The sequence below is a fragment of the Pseudomonas sp. IPO3747 genome (assembly GCF_013385245.1).
GTDB lineage: Bacteria > Pseudomonadota > Gammaproteobacteria > Pseudomonadales > Pseudomonadaceae > Aquipseudomonas > Aquipseudomonas edaphica.
The window spans coordinates 445,087-461,085 of record NZ_JACAQL010000004.1 but is presented as its reverse complement, the minus strand read 5'-3'; the positions used below and the strand labels follow the sequence as shown (position 1 = coordinate 461,085).

The 15,999-nt window shown below is 60.9% G+C and carries 15 protein-coding genes; 11 read left to right on the top strand and 4 right to left on the bottom strand.

Features of this window, described 5'->3' with window-relative positions; translation table 11 throughout:
* Positions 1-28: 28 nt before the first annotated feature.
* Positions 29-745 (bottom strand): 4'-phosphopantetheinyl transferase, encoded by a 717-nt coding sequence (locus HX790_RS09065; protein WP_099548169.1) that lies wholly within the window; start codon positions 743-745, stop codon positions 29-31.
* A 138-nt stretch (positions 746-883) separates the two neighbouring features.
* Here HX790_RS09065 and HX790_RS09060 point away from each other — a divergent pair, with 138 nt between their 5' ends.
* Genes HX790_RS09060 through HX790_RS09050 form a run of 3 tightly spaced genes read left to right on the top strand, consistent with a single transcriptional unit; the run spans position 884 to position 3,231 of the window.
* On the top strand, positions 884-1,192 hold the full coding sequence (locus HX790_RS09060; protein ID WP_170039843.1) for a hypothetical protein: 309 nt from the start codon (positions 884-886) through the stop codon (positions 1,190-1,192).
* A gap of 18 nt (positions 1,193-1,210) precedes the next feature.
* Positions 1,211-1,888, top strand: a complete 678-nt coding sequence (locus tag HX790_RS09055) for a response regulator (protein ID WP_017138377.1) — start codon at positions 1,211-1,213, stop codon at positions 1,886-1,888.
* A complete protein-coding gene (locus tag HX790_RS09050; protein ID WP_138451490.1) occupies positions 1,885-3,231 on the top strand; it encodes an ATP-binding protein in 1,347 nt (448 codons plus the stop codon). The genes HX790_RS09055 and HX790_RS09050 overlap by 4 nt, the downstream gene beginning before the upstream one ends.
* A 122-nt stretch (positions 3,232-3,353) precedes the next feature.
* Here HX790_RS09050 and HX790_RS09045 read toward each other — a convergent pair whose 3' ends face one another.
* Positions 3,354-4,352: an AraC family transcriptional regulator gene (locus HX790_RS09045; RefSeq protein WP_176991451.1), complete on the bottom strand. Its 999-nt coding sequence runs from the start codon at positions 4,350-4,352 to the stop codon at positions 3,354-3,356.
* A gap of 338 nt (positions 4,353-4,690) precedes the next feature.
* Here HX790_RS09045 and HX790_RS09040 point away from each other — a divergent pair, with 338 nt between their 5' ends.
* The 3 genes from HX790_RS09040 (at position 4,691) to HX790_RS09030 (ending at position 7,734) form a co-directional block, all read left to right on the top strand.
* Complete coding sequence (locus HX790_RS09040; protein WP_017138374.1) at positions 4,691-6,022, top strand: dicarboxylate/amino acid:cation symporter; 1,332 nt, start codon at positions 4,691-4,693, stop codon at positions 6,020-6,022.
* Between the two features lie 138 nt (positions 6,023-6,160).
* Positions 6,161-7,147, top strand: coding sequence for an XdhC family protein (locus HX790_RS09035; RefSeq protein ID WP_176991450.1), 987 nt, complete (start codon positions 6,161-6,163; stop codon positions 7,145-7,147).
* Entirely contained in the window at positions 7,147-7,734 is a 588-nt protein-coding gene (locus HX790_RS09030) for an NTP transferase domain-containing protein (RefSeq protein ID WP_176991449.1), read from the top strand. Before HX790_RS09035 ends, HX790_RS09030 begins: the two co-directional genes overlap by 1 nt.
* Positions 7,735-7,907: 173 nt before the next feature.
* Here HX790_RS09030 and rne read toward each other — a convergent pair whose 3' ends face one another.
* Positions 7,908-11,084: a ribonuclease E gene (gene rne, locus HX790_RS09025; protein ID WP_176991448.1), complete on the bottom strand. Its 3,177-nt coding sequence runs from the start codon at positions 11,082-11,084 to the stop codon at positions 7,908-7,910.
* Positions 11,085-11,840: 756 nt separating this feature from the next.
* On the opposite strand from rne, the gene rluC reads away from it, so the two are divergent.
* From rluC to HX790_RS09010, 3 genes are read left to right on the top strand one after another with little or no spacing between them, the layout of a single operon-like run.
* The gene (gene rluC / locus HX790_RS09020; protein WP_169985036.1) at positions 11,841-12,800 is read left to right on the top strand and encodes a 23S rRNA pseudouridine(955/2504/2580) synthase RluC; all 960 of its coding nucleotides are present in this window, start codon (positions 11,841-11,843) and stop codon (positions 12,798-12,800) included.
* Complete coding sequence (locus HX790_RS09015) at positions 12,787-13,446, top strand: HAD-IA family hydrolase (protein ID WP_017138370.1); 660 nt, start codon at positions 12,787-12,789, stop codon at positions 13,444-13,446. The genes rluC and HX790_RS09015 overlap by 14 nt, the downstream gene beginning before the upstream one ends.
* A 24-nt stretch (positions 13,447-13,470) precedes the next feature.
* A complete protein-coding gene (locus tag HX790_RS09010; protein WP_017138369.1) occupies positions 13,471-14,454 on the top strand; it encodes a S49 family peptidase in 984 nt (327 codons plus the stop codon).
* 133 nt (positions 14,455-14,587) lie between these two features.
* Here HX790_RS09010 and HX790_RS09005 read toward each other — a convergent pair whose 3' ends face one another.
* Positions 14,588-15,166, bottom strand: coding sequence for a nucleoside triphosphate pyrophosphatase (locus HX790_RS09005; protein WP_138449123.1), 579 nt, complete (start codon positions 15,164-15,166; stop codon positions 14,588-14,590).
* 105 nt (positions 15,167-15,271) lie between these two features.
* On the opposite strand from HX790_RS09005, the gene HX790_RS09000 reads away from it, so the two are divergent.
* Together HX790_RS09000 and rpmF are read left to right on the top strand one after the other, a co-directional pair.
* Complete coding sequence (locus HX790_RS09000; RefSeq protein WP_005790551.1) at positions 15,272-15,802, top strand: YceD family protein; 531 nt, start codon at positions 15,272-15,274, stop codon at positions 15,800-15,802.
* Positions 15,803-15,815: 13 nt separating this feature from the next.
* On the top strand, positions 15,816-15,998 hold the full coding sequence (gene rpmF / locus HX790_RS08995) for a 50S ribosomal protein L32 (RefSeq protein WP_004371305.1): 183 nt from the start codon (positions 15,816-15,818) through the stop codon (positions 15,996-15,998).
* Position 15,999: the final 1 nt, after the last annotated feature.

Here is a 15,999-nt window from a genome sequence, read left to right as displayed (position 1 = left end):
AGCCGGGCTTGCCCGCGATAGCGATCTATCAGGCGCCGACAGCCACCAGACTCAACAACTGCTCCCCCTCCACCGCAAACTGCCCCTCCAACTCAGTGCCATAACACCACTCAGCAGACAGCTCCGTCAGCAACCGCAACCGCACATGGCCTGCCTGCGACCACTCAAGCACCTCGGCGTGCTCAAAGTAGAAACGCTTGTGCACAATCGGATACAGCGCTTTGAACAGGCTCTCCTTGACCGAAAACGTCAGCGTCACCAGCAGGGCATTCTGCTCGCGCGGCCCCAGTGACATGCGCTGCAATTCGTCGGCGGTCAGAATCTCTCCAGCCAAACGTTCCGCTCGCTCCCGTGACAGCAGATTTTCGAGGTCCATCCCCAGCCCGCGCCATTGCGCCTTGTGCCCGACAATGGCCGCCGCGTGCCCGGTGCTGTGGGTAATGGAACCGCTGATATGCCCAGGCCATACCGGCGCACGGTCGTCACCGATGGCCGGTACGCAATCGAGCTGATCAAGCTGTTGCAACGCCGCCCGTGCGCACAGGCGACCGGCAAGGAACTCCGCCTGGCGTTTGGCCACCGAGCGCTGGATGCTGGCCGGAGGCGGCACGGCGCTGCGCTGGAAGTCATCGGCGAGCAACAAGGCCGGGTCGAATCGCGTGCTCAAGAACACCGTGCCCGGCAGCGGGATGGGCAGTGGCCAATGGGCATCGAGCGGGGTGCAACAAGCGGGTAGAGGCGTCATGCGCGGTATTTTGCGTCAGTTGGCGCGCCGGTGGATAGTCCGTAACGGTTCAGGCCTGGTTCAGAGCCCGTTCAGGGGGAGTTCAGGGGCGCCTGCGTAGTCTGGCTTCAACAGCCAAAACGCGTAGAGGTAAGCCCCATGACTGCGATCAAAAAGCTGATTCTCGCCTTGAGCATGCTCGGCGCCACTGCCGGGGTTCAGGCTTCGGACGGTGCGTTTGCCGCTTTCGGCAGCGAGAAAACCAGGAAATCCAGCAACCTGATCCAGCGTGTGAGCTTCGACGAGGTGGCTGGCCAGGCGGCGCCGTGGGGCCAGTCTTTGGGCATGACCACGCCGCAACCGGCCTACCGCACCGGCTACGAACACCTGACGGGCCAATACAATGGCATTAAACTGCGCCCGCAAGACTTGCAGGGCCGCTATGATATCCCCCTGTCGGACAGTTGAATCGCCTTGGAGAGCCTTATGAAATTGCTGGTCGTGGAAGATGAGGCGCTGCTGCGTCATCACCTGTTCACCCGCCTGACCGACAGCGGCCACGTGGTCGAAGCCGTGGCCAATGCCGAGGAAGCCCTTTACCAGACCGGCCAATTCAACCATGACCTGGCGATTATCGACCTGGGCCTGCCCGGCATGGGCGGCCTGGACCTGATCCGCCAACTGCGCAGCCAGGCCAAGACTTTCCCGATCCTGATCCTCACCGCGCGCGGCAACTGGCAAGACAAGGTCGAAGGCCTGGCTGCCGGTGCCGACGATTACGTGGTCAAGCCGTTCCAGTTCGAAGAGCTGGAGGCGCGCATGAACGCCTTGCTGCGCCGCTCCAGCGGGTTCACCCAGTCGACCATCGTCGCCGGGCCTTTGCTGCTCGACCTCAATCGCAAGCAGGCGTCGCTGGATGAGCAACCGTTGGCGCTGACGGCCTACGAGTACCGGATTCTCGAATACCTGATGCGTCACCATCAGCAGGTGGTCGCCAAAGACCGCTTGATGGAACAGCTCTACCCTGATGACGACGAGCGGGATCCGAACGTGATCGAAGTGTTGGTGGGTCGCCTGCGCCGCAAGCTGGAAGGCCCGGCCGGGTTCAAACCGATCGACACCGTGCGTGGCCTGGGCTACCTGTTCAATGAGCGCTGCCGTTGATTCGCTCGCTACGTGTGCGCTTGATGCTCGCGGCCACCACCCTGGCCGTGCTGTTTATGCTGGGCTTGTTGCCCGCCATGCAAGGCGCGTTCAGCCTGGCGCTGCAGGATTCCATCGAGCAGCGCCTGGCCTCGGATGTCACCACGCTGATTTCCGCCGCGCGGGTCGAAAACAACCGCCTGCTGATGCCTGCGCAGTTGCCGGACGAACGCTTCAACCTCACTGACAGTCGCCTGCTCGGTTACATCTACGACCGTGAGGGGCATCTGGTGTGGCGCTCGCGGGCGACCCAGGAAGAAAACATCAACTACAAGCCGCGCTACGACGGGCGCGGTAATGAATTTGCGCGGATTCGCGAAGCCAATGGCCAGGAGTTTTTCGTGTACGACGTCGAGGTCAAGTTGCTGGGCGGCAAGAGCGCGGCGTTCAGTATCGTGGCGCTGCAACCGGTGCGTGAATACCAACTGACCCTCGAAGGCCTGCAGGAAAACCTCTACCTGGGCTTCGGCGCGGCCTTGCTCGTATTGTTGACGCTGTTGTGGCTGGGCCTGACCTGGGGCCTGCAAGCCTTGCGGCGCTTGAGCCAGGAGCTAGACCAGATCGAAGGCGGCACCCGCGAAAGCCTCACCGAGGAACACCCACGCGAACTGTTGCGCCTGACCGGCTCGCTCAACCGTTTGCTCCACAGCGAACGCGAGCAACGGGCGCGCTACCGCGATTCCCTCGACGACCTGGCCCACAGCCTGAAAACCCCGCTGGCGGTGTTGCAGGGCGTGAGCGAAGACATGGCCCAGCGCCCGGAAGAACGCGGCCAGGCCTGGGTGCTGCAATCGCAGATCGAACGCATGAGCCAGCAGATCGGCTACCAATTGCAGCGCGCCAGCCTGCGTAAAAGTGGCCTGGTGCGGCACCAGGTGCGCCTGGAACCGGTGTTGCAAAGCCTGTGCGACACGTTGGACAAGGTTTACCGCGACAAGCGCGTGACCGTGACCTTTGAATTGCCGCCCGAGTGTGACGTGCCGATCGAGAAGGGCGCCTTGCTGGAAATGCTTGGCAACCTGCTGGAAAACGCCTATCGCCTGTGCCTGAGTGAAGTGCGCATCAGCCTGACGGAGAACCTTGAAGGCACTGAGCTGTGCATCGAAGATGACGGCCCTGGCGTACCGCCCGATCAGCGTGCGCGGATTCTGCAAAGGGGCGAGCGGCTGGACCGCCAGCATCCGGGGCAGGGCATTGGCCTGGCGGTGGTCAAGGACATCATTGAAAGCTACAGCGCGCGGTTGACCCTTGGGGATTCGCCTTTGGGTGGCGCGGCGTTCAGGATTCACTTTCCGGCGGCGTGATCTTTATTGTCCTTACAGGCCCCATCGCAGGCAAGCCAGCTCCCACCTTTTTGATTGTGTGAATCCGATCAACTGTGGGAGTCGGGCTTGCCCGCGATGAGGCCCGCCCAGGCACTGCCCCTCTAATTCTCCTGCGCGCGGTAAGCCCCCGGCGTCAATCCGGTCCACTTCTTGAACGCCCGATGAAACGCCGACGGCTCAGAAAACCCCAACTGCTCGGCAATTTCCTGTAACGACAAATCCGCCCGCCCCAAGTGGTAAATGGCGATGTCCCGCCGCAACTCATCCTTGAGCGTCTGAAAACTGGTGCCTTCCTCACGCAAATGCCGGCGCAGGGTTTGCGGGCTGATGTGCAGGTGCTGGGCGACGGCCTCCAGGTCCGGCCAGGGCGTGCGGTCGCGGCTGAGCAAGCGGCGCAGCTGGCTGCTTAAACTGTCGCCCTCATCCGGTCGCGACAACAGGTCAGCGGGCGAGCGCTCGAGAAAGTGCTTGAGGGTGCGCTCGTCCTGCAACAACGGCAGGCTCAGGTAACGGGCGGGAAACACCAGGCTGCTGTTCGGCGCGCCAAATACCTGAGGGCAGGGGAACAGCAGGTCATATTCGCCCGCATGGGCCGGCATCGGATAGCTGAACGTGGCTTGCTGTAGCCGGATGCGCTGGCCGATCAGCCAACTGCCCAGGCGATGCCAGATCACCAGCAGGCACTCGCTGAGAAAGTGGTCCGGGTCCCACAGCTGCGAATCGTCCAGGCTCAAGCGGGCCAAATCGCCTTCTCTGGTCAGCAGCCAGCGCGGACCCTGCGGGAATAGGCTATAAAATAATAAGCCGCGTTCCAGAGCCTTCTCCAGGGTGCGGCAGTGAATCAGCGCGTGGCACATCATGGCGAAGGTGCCGCGCTTGCTCGGGCCTTCGGCAAACCCCAGGTATTCGTCGTCCAGCCCCAGCCACAGCATTTGCAACAGCCGGGTAAATTGCTCGGGGGCGATGCGGGCGCGGGGTTCGCTCAGCAGTTCCGGGGTGATGCCCACTTGCAGCAGCAGGCCCGAATAGTCGTAACCCGCGCGGCGCGCACCGCCCAGGGCGGCGCGGGCGTAGTGACTGGCGATGGTACGTTCACGCATGTGAGGGCCTCGTCCATGGAGTGGCGGATGTTAGCCATCACCGGGTGGGGCGACAAGGCGGATATCCGCCAAATTGTAGGACGAGAGGGGATGAGTGGGCGGAATTCCGCCACCTGGCCCCAGTGTCGATGGCGTATTTACTGATCTCGGCCCTGATGTCTAAAGGCCGTCAGCGGTTTTCAGCAAAGTGGCACGGCGTTTGCGATAAGGATTACAGCGCAGGTTTATTCCTACAGACCTCGCAAACAACAAATCCCTCCAGTGCAGGAGGGTTCGCAATTCAAGTGTCGTGGGCAATGGCGGATCTTTGTCACACGGTGCGATTGAGGAACTTTGCAATGACGACTCGTCAGCCAATCTACAAATCCCTGTATTTCCAGGTGATCGTCGCAATCGTTATCGGTATTTTGCTCGGTCACTTCTACCCGCAGACCGGTGTGGCCCTCAAGCCACTGGGTGACGGCTTTATCAAGCTGATCAAAATGGTCATTGCCCCGATCATCTTCTGCACCGTTGTCAGCGGCATCGCTGGCATGCAAAGCATGAAATCGGTGGGCAAAACCGGCGGCTACGCGCTGCTGTACTTCGAAGTTGTTTCCACCATTGCCCTGCTGATTGGCCTGATCGTCGTCAACGTTGTGCAACCGGGCGCCGGCATGCACATCGACGTGGCGACCCTGGACGCCTCTAAAGTCGCGGCCTACGTGACCGCTGGTGCAGACCAGAGCGTGGTTGGCTTTATCCTCAATGTGATCCCGAACACCATCGTCGGTGCCTTCGCCAACGGCGACATCCTGCAAGTGCTGATGTTCTCGGTGATCTTCGGTTTTGCCCTGCATCGCCTGGGTGCCTACGGCAAGCCGGTGCTGGACTTTATCGATCGCTTCGCCCACGTGATGTTCAACATCATCAACATGATCATGAAGCTCGCGCCAATCGGTGCCCTGGGCGCCATGGCGTTCACCATCGGTGCCTACGGCGTAGGTTCCCTGGTGCAGTTGGGCCAACTGATGATCTGCTTCTACATCACCTGCATCCTGTTCGTGGTCGTGGTGCTGGGCGCCATCTGCCGTGCGCACGGTTTCAGCGTGTTGAAGCTGGTTCGCTACATCCGTGAAGAGCTGCTGATCGTTCTGGGTACTTCCTCCTCCGAATCCGCACTGCCACGCATGCTGATCAAGATGGAGCGTCTGGGCGCGAAGAAATCCGTAGTAGGCCTGGTGATCCCGACCGGCTACTCCTTCAACCTCGACGGTACGTCGATCTACCTGACCATGGCTGCCGTGTTCATCGCCCAGGCGACTGACACCCACATGGACATCACCCATCAGATCACCTTGCTGCTGGTGCTGCTGCTGTCCTCCAAAGGCGCTGCAGGCGTGACCGGTTCGGGCTTTATCGTACTGGCTGCCACCCTGTCGGCCGTAGGCCACCTGCCGGTTGCCGGCCTGGCGCTGATCCTGGGTATCGACCGCTTCATGTCCGAAGCCCGCGCACTGACCAATCTGGTCGGTAACGCCGTTGCCACCATCGTTGTGGCCAAGTGGGTTAAAGAGCTGGACACCGACAAGCTGCACAGCGAGCTGGCGTCCGGCGGCACCGGTATTTCCGATACCCGTCCGGAAGATGACCTGGGTGTGGCCGAAGGCCCTGCTCCTGCTATCAAGTAAAAAATTGCCCAAGGTGTGAACAACACCCAAAGCCTGCAAACGCCCCGACTGGTTCGGGGCGTTTGCGTTTCTGGCGTGGCGCTTTGGGTTTTGCTTGCTTTACAGTAAGTGAATACTTCATTCGCCGTAGGAGACCTGATGGACAGTGTGGATCTGAATGTCCTGCGCAGCGTGCTCGAATGGCGCCGTGCCGGGCACCGAGTAGTTTTGTACAGCGTGGTCCAGACCTGGGGCAGCGCCCCACGCCCGCCGGGGGCGATGTTGGCCTTGCGTGGCGATGGCGTGGTGATCGGCTCGGTGTCGGGTGGTTGCATCGAGGACGACTTGATCGCGCGCTTGCAGGATGGCCGCTTGCCGGAGGATGGCCCGCCGGTGCAGTTGGTGACCTACGGCGTCACCCGCGATGAGGCGGCGCGTTTCGGCCTGCCGTGCGGCGGCACGTTGCGCCTGACTGAGGAACGCGTGGATGAATTTGGCTGGGTCTCGCAGCTGCTGGCGCGCTGCGAAGACCATCAGATCGTCGCGCGTGAACTGGACCTGAGCAGTGGCACGGTGACCTTGAGCGGCGCGGCCAAGACCGACGTCGTGACCTTTGATGGCGAGCGCCTGCGGGCTATCTACGGCCCGCGTTGGCGTTTGCTGCTGATCGGCGCCGGGCAGCTGTCGCGCTACGTGGCTGAAATGGCGCGCCTGCTGGATTTCGAAGTGCTGATCTGCGACCCGCGCGAAGAATTCGTCTACGGCTGGGAAGAGCAGCATGGCCGCTTTGTGCCCGGCATGCCGGATGAGGCGGTGCTGAATATCCAGACGGATGAGCGCACGGCCATCGTCTGCCTGACGCACGACCCTCGATTGGACGATATGGCGCTGCTGACGGCGCTGAACTCATCGGCGTTCTACATTGGCGCCCTCGGTTCGCGGGTCAATACGCAGAAGCGCCGGGAAACCCTGACGGCGCTGGGACTGTCGGCGGAGGCGATCGCGCGTCTGCATGGGCCGATCGGTCTGCATATCGGTAGTCATACGCCGGCCGAAATTGCTCTGTCATTGATGGCGGAAATTGTCGCGATCAAGAATGGCGTGGCACCGATGCAGAAGAAACCGTTGCCGGTGGAGGCTGAGTAATGGTGACGGCGATTGTGCTGGCGGCGGGGCAGGGCAGTCGCTTTCGCGCTGCGGCCGGAGCTGATCAAGACAAGCTGCTGGCTGATTGCATCGGGCTTGACGGCGTAACGCGGCCAGTGATTGAGCAGGTGTTGATGAATTTGCCAGGGCGCGTTGTAAGGCGTTGGCTGGTCACTTCGCCGGACCGCCTGGCCGTTATTCGCTTGGCCAAGGCGTATGGCTGTGAAGTCTTGCTGCTCGAATCGGCCGGTATGGGTGACAGCATCGCGGCGGCTGTCGCAGCCAGTGGTGAGGCCGATGGCTGGTTGGTGGTGTTGGGGGATATGCCGTTTATTCAGCCGTCGACCATTGAGCGGGTGGTTGATGCGGTCCAGGACGATGGCATCAGTGTGCCGGTGCAGGCGGGTAAATACGGGCATCCGGTGGCTTTTGGCCGGGCGCTTGGGCCGCGAATGATGGCATTGAGCGGTGATCGTGGCGCAAAGCCGTTATTTGCCCAGGCGAGTGTGCAGGAGGTGCGAGTGGAAGATCCCGGTGTGCTGTGGGATGTGGACCTGCCGCAAGTATTGAGTTTCAGCGCGGACTAACTGTGGGAGCGGGCTTGCCCGCGATGCAGGCACCTCGGTGTGTCAGACACGCTGCGGTGATGCTATCGCAGGCAAGCCAGCTCCCACCTTTGATCTCCACAAGGCAAAAGTTGAACGCCCATAAAAAAGCCCCGCCTGATCACTCAGGCGGGGCTTTTTAGTAGCGGATGGAATCAGACGAGGGGTTTAGGCTCGTGCTCTGTTTCCAAGGCCTTGTGCTCAACCGGGGCTGGAGCCTCGATCACTTCGGCAGCCGGTGCGGCAGCGGCTGCAGCAGCGGCGGCTTCAGCTTCCTTGCGGCGACGACGCACTTCACGTGGGTCGTTCGGCGCACGGCCGTTTTCGGTCAGGGCGCTGGCAGGCGCGGCTTCAACCACGGGCGCTGCGACTTCGGCAACCACTGGCGCTTCAACCACGGGTGCAGGCTCAACCACTGGGGCGGGCTCGGCAACCACTTCGGCAACCGGTGCAGGCGCTTCTTCCACCGCAGGGGCAGGTGCTGGCGCTTCAGCCGGTGCAGCTGGCTCGGCAGTCCACTGGAAAGCGGTCTGTTCTTCGCGAACTTCACGCACTGCCGGGGCGGCTTCCTCGACAACCAGCGCGTCAACGACGGCTTCAACCACTGGCTGAGGCTCGACTACCGGTGCAGGCTCGACAGCAGCCACTTCGACTTCTGGTTGAGCGTCGCGCACTGGCGAGGCAACTTCCACTTCCGGAACCACTGGGGCTTCGATCGGGGCAGTGGCTTCGACGACTGGCGCTTCAACAACCGGCGCTTCAACCGCTGGCGTCTCGGCAACCGGTGCTTCTGCAGCAGCCGTTTCTTCAACAGCAGCGGTAGCGCGTTCAGCTTGCTCATGCGCCTGGGCTTCAGCCGGTGCGCTGATCACGGTGCTGGCAACTGCGGCGGTCACAGCCAGGCCGGCAGCCAGTTCGGCGCCCGTCGGTTCTGCGGTTGCAGCTTCGCCGTTCTCGCCGGTCTCTTCCGAGCCTTCGATCACATTGCCGTTGGCATCACGCTGACGCTCACGGCGGTTGCTGCGGCGACGCTGGCCACGGGAGCGGCGGCGTGGACGATCGCCTTCGGCGTTGTCCTGACCGTCTTCCTGCAGTTGCTCTTCACCGGTCAGCACTTCTTCTTCGCTGGTGGCAGCGGCTTGCTCGGCACGTGGTTGACGCTCTTCACGCGGTGGGCGCGGCTGGCGCTCTTCACGTGGGGCGCGTTCTTCACGCGGCTGGCGAGCCGGGCGTTCTTCGCTGGCAGCTTCGGCAGCGACGGCAGCTACCGCTGGTGCGGCGTCCAGCGGCTCGCGCAGTTCACGCACACGTTCTTCACGCTCGCCACGTGGCTTGCGGTCTTCACGTGGGGCGCGTGGAGTACGTGGCGCGCGCTCTTCGCGCGGTGCACGTTCTTCACGGGCTACAGTCGGGGTCTCTTCACGGGCTTCGCGAGGTGCACGCTCTTCACGTGGTGCGCGTTCTTCACGCGGTGCACGTTCTTCGCGGGGCTTGCGCTCTTCGTCACGGCGACCGTTGCGGTTACGGCTCTGTTGACGGCCGTTGCGACGTTCTTCGTTGCGGGCCGGGCGCTCGGTGGCCGGTTTTTCAACCACAACCGGCGCAGCAGGCTCTTCTTTACTGGCGAACAGGCTGACCAGTGACTTCACCAGGCCTTTGAACAGGCTTGGCTCAGGCATGGCGGCCGGCGCGGCAACCGGTGCAGCCACTTCGGTCGGTACCGGAGCGTTGGCACGTGCCGGTGCTGTCTTAACGGCCGCTTCCTGGCGAACCAGGGTGCGGGTCGCGGCGGCTGGCTGGACTTCTTCCACTTCGGCAGCGGCAGCAGCGATTTCGTAGCTGGACTGGCCGCTGTGGGCTTCCGGGCTGTCATCACGCAGGCGTTGCACTTCGAAGTGCGGCGTCTCGAGGTGATCGTTCGGCAGGATGACGATGCGGGCACGGGTGCGCAGTTCGATCTTGGTGATCGAGTTGCGTTTTTCGTTAAGCAGGAAAGCGGCCACCGGGATCGGCACTTGCGCGCGAACTTCGGCGGTGCGGTCTTTCAGGGCTTCTTCTTCGATCAGGCGCAGGATCGCCAGCGACAGCGATTCAACGTCACGGATGATGCCGGTGCCGTTGCAACGCGGGCAGACGATGCCGCTGCTCTCGCCCAGGGAGGGACGCAGGCGCTGACGGGACATTTCCAGCAGGCCGAAGCGCGAGATACGGCCGACCTGTACGCGGGCACGGTCAGCTTCCAGGCATTCGCGGACTTTTTCTTCCACGGCGCGCTGGTTCTTGGCGGGGGTCATGTCGATGAAGTCGATCACGATCAGGCCGCCGATGTCACGCAGGCGCAACTGGCGGGCGATTTCTTCAGCCGCTTCCAGGTTGGTCTGCAGGGCGGTTTCTTCGATGTCGCTGCCTTTGGTGGCGCGCGCCGAGTTGATGTCGATGGACACCAGGGCTTCGGTCGGGTCGATCACGATGGAGCCGCCGGAAGGCAGTTCTACCACGCGCTGGAAGGCGGTCTCGATCTGGCTTTCGATCTGGAAACGGTTGAACAGCGGAACGCTGTCTTCGTACAGCTTGATCTTGCTGGCGTACTGCGGCATCACCTGGCGAATGAAGGTCAGGGCTTCGTCCTGGGCTTCAACGCTGTCGATCAGCACTTCGCCGATGTCCTGGCGCAGGTAATCGCGGATGGCGCGGATGATCACGTTGCTTTCCTGGTAGATCAGGAACGGCGCGGAGCGATCCAGGGAGGCTTCTTTGATGGCGGTCCAGAGTTGCAGCAGGTAGTCGAGGTCCCACTGCATTTCTTCGCTGCTGCGGCCCAGGCCTGCAGTGCGCACGATCAGGCCCATGTCGGCAGGAGCAATCAAGCCGTTCAGCGCTTCACGCAGTTCGTTGCGTTCTTCGCCTTCGATGCGACGGGAAATGCCGCCGGCACGTGGGTTGTTCGGCATCAGCACCAGGTAACGGCCGGCCAGGGAGATGAAGGTGGTCAGGGCAGCGCCCTTGTTGCCACGTTCTTCTTTTTCGACCTGAACGATGACTTCCTGGCCTTCGCTCAGGACGTCCTTGATGTTCACGCGGCCTTCGGGGGCTTTCTTGAAGTATTCGCGGGAGATTTCTTTGAGGGGCAGGAAGCCGTGGCGCTCGGAGCCGAAATCGACAAAGGCAGCCTCAAGGCTTGGTTCGATGCGAGTAATACGGCCTTTATAGATGTTGGCCTTCTTTTGCTCGCGTGCACCGGATTCGATGTCCAGGTCATAGAGGCGTTGGCCATCTACCAGTGCAACACGCAACTCTTCGGGTTGAGTTGCGTTAATCAGCATTCTTTTCATGTTGTACCGTCGGTTTCCGGGCTGCCGGAAACGGCGTTCGGCACACACGACTTCTCACGGTCGGTGTCAGGTGCGTCAAGAGTGGTTGGCCACTCCAGTGTCCAGCAATAACGAGCCAATTGGGCCGGTATCGCGACGGACGCGTCCTGCTTGTTAGCGGTGGTGACAAAGGCACCACTTCAACAAAAGCTAAGGTCAGGAGGAGGAATCAACCGGCGACTGTGGACGAGATGAAGCGTCTTATAAGCCTAATGCTACACGGTCCGACGGTTGTGCATCTCCACCCTACACGTATCCCTGATAATTCGGGTGCTGCCGCGCGCAGAATCCGCAGCGGGTTGGCATTTACCGTGTACTCCAATGGGGAGTCCACGCTCATGGCTAAACAAGACTAGGTGTGGGCGACTGCGCTCTCACTCAGCTCTTAACAGGCGTTGTTTCCGAAGCATTCGCCGTGGTCTGGCTCAAGACTGACTGCACTTTGTGAACTGGCCGTAAATATCGGCGCAGAACGCGAGTATTCACTCTGCTTTCTGCACTCGCTTCAGGCCTCATGTCACCTGCGCTTGTTACAATCCTGAGCCTTCCAGGGTGGCAAAAGCCCCGTAGGACGGCCTCGCGTCCTGATGAATTGCGATGGTCAGGGCCGGCAGATTGCCGCAAGTCCTCTGTCCAGGCCGCTTTTGGCGGCGTTCGCGACTATAGCAGCAATGATTAAGTGCTTCAATTCCATAAAAAATTGTTATCATCGCCGCCATGACGAATACCGCCCCCCAGACCCCCAGCGTCCAGCTGCTCGAGGTCTCGCCGGAATATGCCGGCCAACGCATCGACAATTTCCTCCTGGCCAGGCTCAAAGGCGTGCCCAAGACCTTGATTTACCGCATCTTGCGTAAAGGTGAAGTGCGCGTGAACAAAGGCCGGATCAAGCCCGAGTACAAGCTGCAGGCGGGCGATATCGTCCGTGTGCCGCCGGTGCGCGTGCCTGAGCGTGACGAGCCGGTGCCATTGGCCCAGGGCCTGTTGCAGCGCCTGGAAGCGTCGATTGTCTTCGAAGACAACAAGCTGATCGTGATCAACAAGCCTTGCGGCATTGCGGTTCACGGCGGCAGTGGCCTGACGTTCGGGGTGATCGAAGCCTTTCGTCAGTTGCGACCCGATGCCAAGGAGCTGGAACTGGTCCACCGCCTGGACCGCGACACCTCCGGCCTGCTGATGATCGCCAAAAAACGCAGCATGTTGCGTCACCTGCACACCGCCTTGCGTGGCGATGGCGTGGACAAGCGCTACATGGCATTGGTGCGTGGTAACTGGGCCAGCTCCATCAAGAGCGTGCGTGCGCCGCTGCAGAAGAGCAACCTGCGCTCCGGCGAGCGCATGGTCGAAGTGGACGAGGAGGGCAAAGAAGCCCTGACCCTGTTCAAGGTGCTGCGCCGCTTCGGTGACTTCGCCACTATGGTCGAGGCCAAGCCGGTGACCGGGCGTACCCACCAGATTCGTGTGCACACCCTGCACGCGGGCCACTGCATCGCCGGTGACACCAAGTACGGCGATGAGGATTTCTCCAGGGAAATTCGTGACCTGGGCGGCAAGCGCCTGTTCCTGCACGCCTACATGCTCACCGTACCGCTGCCCGATGGCGGCGAGCTGAAGTTGCAGGCGCCGGTCGATGAGATGTGGGCCAAGACCGTGGAGCGTTTGAGTGTCGCACCCTGACTACAAGCTGCTGATTTTTGATTGGGACGGCACGCTGTGCAATTCCATTGGGCGCATCGTCGACTCAATGCACGCGGCGTCGACCCGTTCGGGTTTCGAGTTATGCACTGATCTGGCGGTAAAAGGCATTATCGGCCTGGGCCTGCCCGAGGCGATCCGTACCTTGTACCCCCGGATCAGCGATGCGCAACTGGTGACCTTTCGTGATCATTACGCTGATCACTACATCGCGCTGGAGGCCACGCCTTCGCCGCTGTTTGACGGCGTAAGGCAATCCCTGGAAGCGTTTCGCGCCGAGGGTTATCACTTGGCCGTGGCCACCGGCAAGGCCCGTCGCGGGCTGGATCGGGTGCTCAAGGCCCACGGGTTTGAAGATTATTTCAGTATTACCCGTGCAGCGGATGAAACCGCCAGCAAACCTCACCCTCTGATGCTGGAGCAGATCCTGGCGCATTGCGGCGTAGCGCCGCGTCAGGCGTTGATGGTGGGTGACGCTTCCTTCGACCTGATGATGGCACGCAATGCTGGCATGGACAGCGTGGCGGTCAGCTACGGTGCTCAGGCAGCCGAAGCCTTGCAGGCATACGAGCCCAGGCTGACGATTGATCATTTTTCTGAACTGCAAGCCTGGCTCAGCCGGGCCTGATAAGTCTTTGCTGGGGTTAATGGCATGAGTGACGAGTGGAAAGCGCCCGAAAAGGCCGAAAGCGGTGATGATAAAAGCTGGAAGTTGTTGGAGAAGACCCTGCTGGCCAGTGTTCAGGAACAGCGCCGTGCACGGCGTTGGGGGATTTTCTTCAAGCTGCTGACGTTTATCTGGCTTATCGCCATGCTGGCGTTGTTCAGCCCGCTGATGGACATGGAAAAAAGCGCCACCCGTGGCAACAACTACACCGCCTTAATCGACGTGAATGGGGTGATTGCCGATAAGGAGTCCGCCAGCGCCGATAATATCGTCGGCGGCCTGCGTGCAGCCTTCGAAGATCCCAAGGTCAAGGGCGTGATCCTGCGCATCAACAGCCCAGGCGGCAGCCCTGTGCAGTCTGGCTATGTGTATGACGAGATTCGCCGCCTGCGCGGGCTGCACCCGGACATCAAACTGTACGCGGTGATTTCCGATCTGGGCGCCTCGGGTGCCTATTACATCGCCAGCGCCGCTGACCAGATCTATGCCGACAAGGCCAGCCTCGTCGGTTCCATTGGTGTGACAGCGGCCGGTTACGGCTTTGTCGGCACCATGGAGAAGTTGGGGGTGGAGCGTCGCACCTACACCTCGGGTGAGCACAAGTCGTTCCTGGACCCGTTCCAGCCACAAAAGGCCGATGAAACCCAGTTCTGGCAGGGCGTGCTCGACACCACCCATCGTCAGTTCATTGCCAGCGTGAAGCAGGGGCGCGGCGATCGTCTGAAAGACAAAGACCATCCGGAGCTGTTCTCCGGCCTGGTGTGGTCCGGTGAGCAAGCGTTGCCATTGGGTTTGATCGATGGCTTGGGCAGTGCCAGTTCGGTGGCGCGCGATGTGATTGGTGAGAAGGAGCTGGTGGACTTCACTGTTCAGGAATCGCCGTTTGATCGCTTCTCCAAGAAACTCGGCGCCAGTGTGGCGCAGAAGCTGGCCTACTACATGGGCTTCCAGGGCCCGACGCTGCGCTGAAATATCAGCTTTGTGGTAGTTCAAAATGTGGGAGCGGGCTTGCCCGCGATAGCGCCGGGTCAGTCGACATTGAAAGTGACTGGCCCACCGCTATCGCAGGCAAGCCAGCTCCCACAGTGGTTTTGGGGTGGGCCTAGGGGATTTGCACGCCTTCAGCCAGGAGCATGTCCACCAGTCGAATCAGCGGCAGGCCGATCAGGCTGGTCGCATCCGGCCCTTCGGTACTCTGAAACAGGCTCACACCCAGCCCTTCGGCCTTGAAGCTGCCTGCGCAGTCATAAGGCTGTTCCACACGCAAATAACGCTCGATGCGTTCTACATTCAGTTCGCGCATCTGCACGGTAAACGGCACGCAATCTACCTGGCAGTGGCCCGTCTCACTGTTGAGCAGCGCCAGGCCAGTTAAAAAACTCACGCGTTTGCCGCTGGCTGCCAGCAATTGCTCGCGGGCGTTTTCAAAGGTATGAGGTTTGCCGATAATGCGGCCATCGAGCGCGGCCACCTGATCCGAGCCGATAATCAGGTGTCCTGGATGACTGGCGGCGAGGGCGCGGGCTTTCTCTTGCGCCAGGCGCTTGACCAGCTCAATGGCCGATTCATTTGCGCGATGGCTTTCGTCGATATCCGGCGAGCTGCAGATGAACGGTAGGTGCAGGCGGGCCAGCAATTCCCGGCGATAAACCGAGCTGGAAGCGAGTAATAAAGGCAGCATGGGTGTCTCCTCGAGGCAGCCGCCGATTCTAGCGGGGCGACCAGCTGACGCACAGGGCTGAATTTCCTTTGACATGGCTGGGTGCATCCCTATAATGCTGCGCCTATGTTGAATGACCCGATTCCACCTCACGTTGACCCGCGCAAATTGGCTGATCGTGGCACCACCCTTCAAGGTGAAGTGCTGCTGGCCGATTTGGAGAGACTCTGCGACCCGCTTTCCGACACTGTCGGTACGGTGCAGGCTAAATTCGTTTTTGAACGAGATGAACGTAAGTCTGTGGTAATACACAGCTTTATCGACACCGAAGTCAAAATGGTTTGCCAGCGTTGTCTTGAGCTGGTCACCCTGCCGATCCACAGCGAATGCAGTTATGCTGTGGTGAAAGAGGGTGCGAATACCCAGTCGTTGCCGAAAGGTTATGACGTGCTGGAACTGGGCGAAGATCCTTTGGATCTGCATGCACTGATCGAGGAGGAGCTTTTGCTCGCCTTGCCCATTGTGCCTGCTCATCATCCGGAAGAATGCCAGCAGCCGGAGGGCCTTGATGACGAGGCCGAGCCGAGCGAGGACGAGGTAACGCGGTCCAACCCGTTCAGTGTATTGGCGCAGTTAAAGCGTGACCCAAACGTTTAGGAGTTAATCAATTATGGCTGTTCAGCAGAACAAAAAATCCCGCTCTGCCCGTGACATGCGTCGTTCGCACGATGCCCTGACGGCAAGCACTCTGTCCGTAGAAAAAACCACCGGTGAAGTTCACCTGCGTCACCACGTATCGCCAGAAGGCGTATACCGTGGCCGTAAAGTGATCGACAAGGGCGCTGACGAGTAAT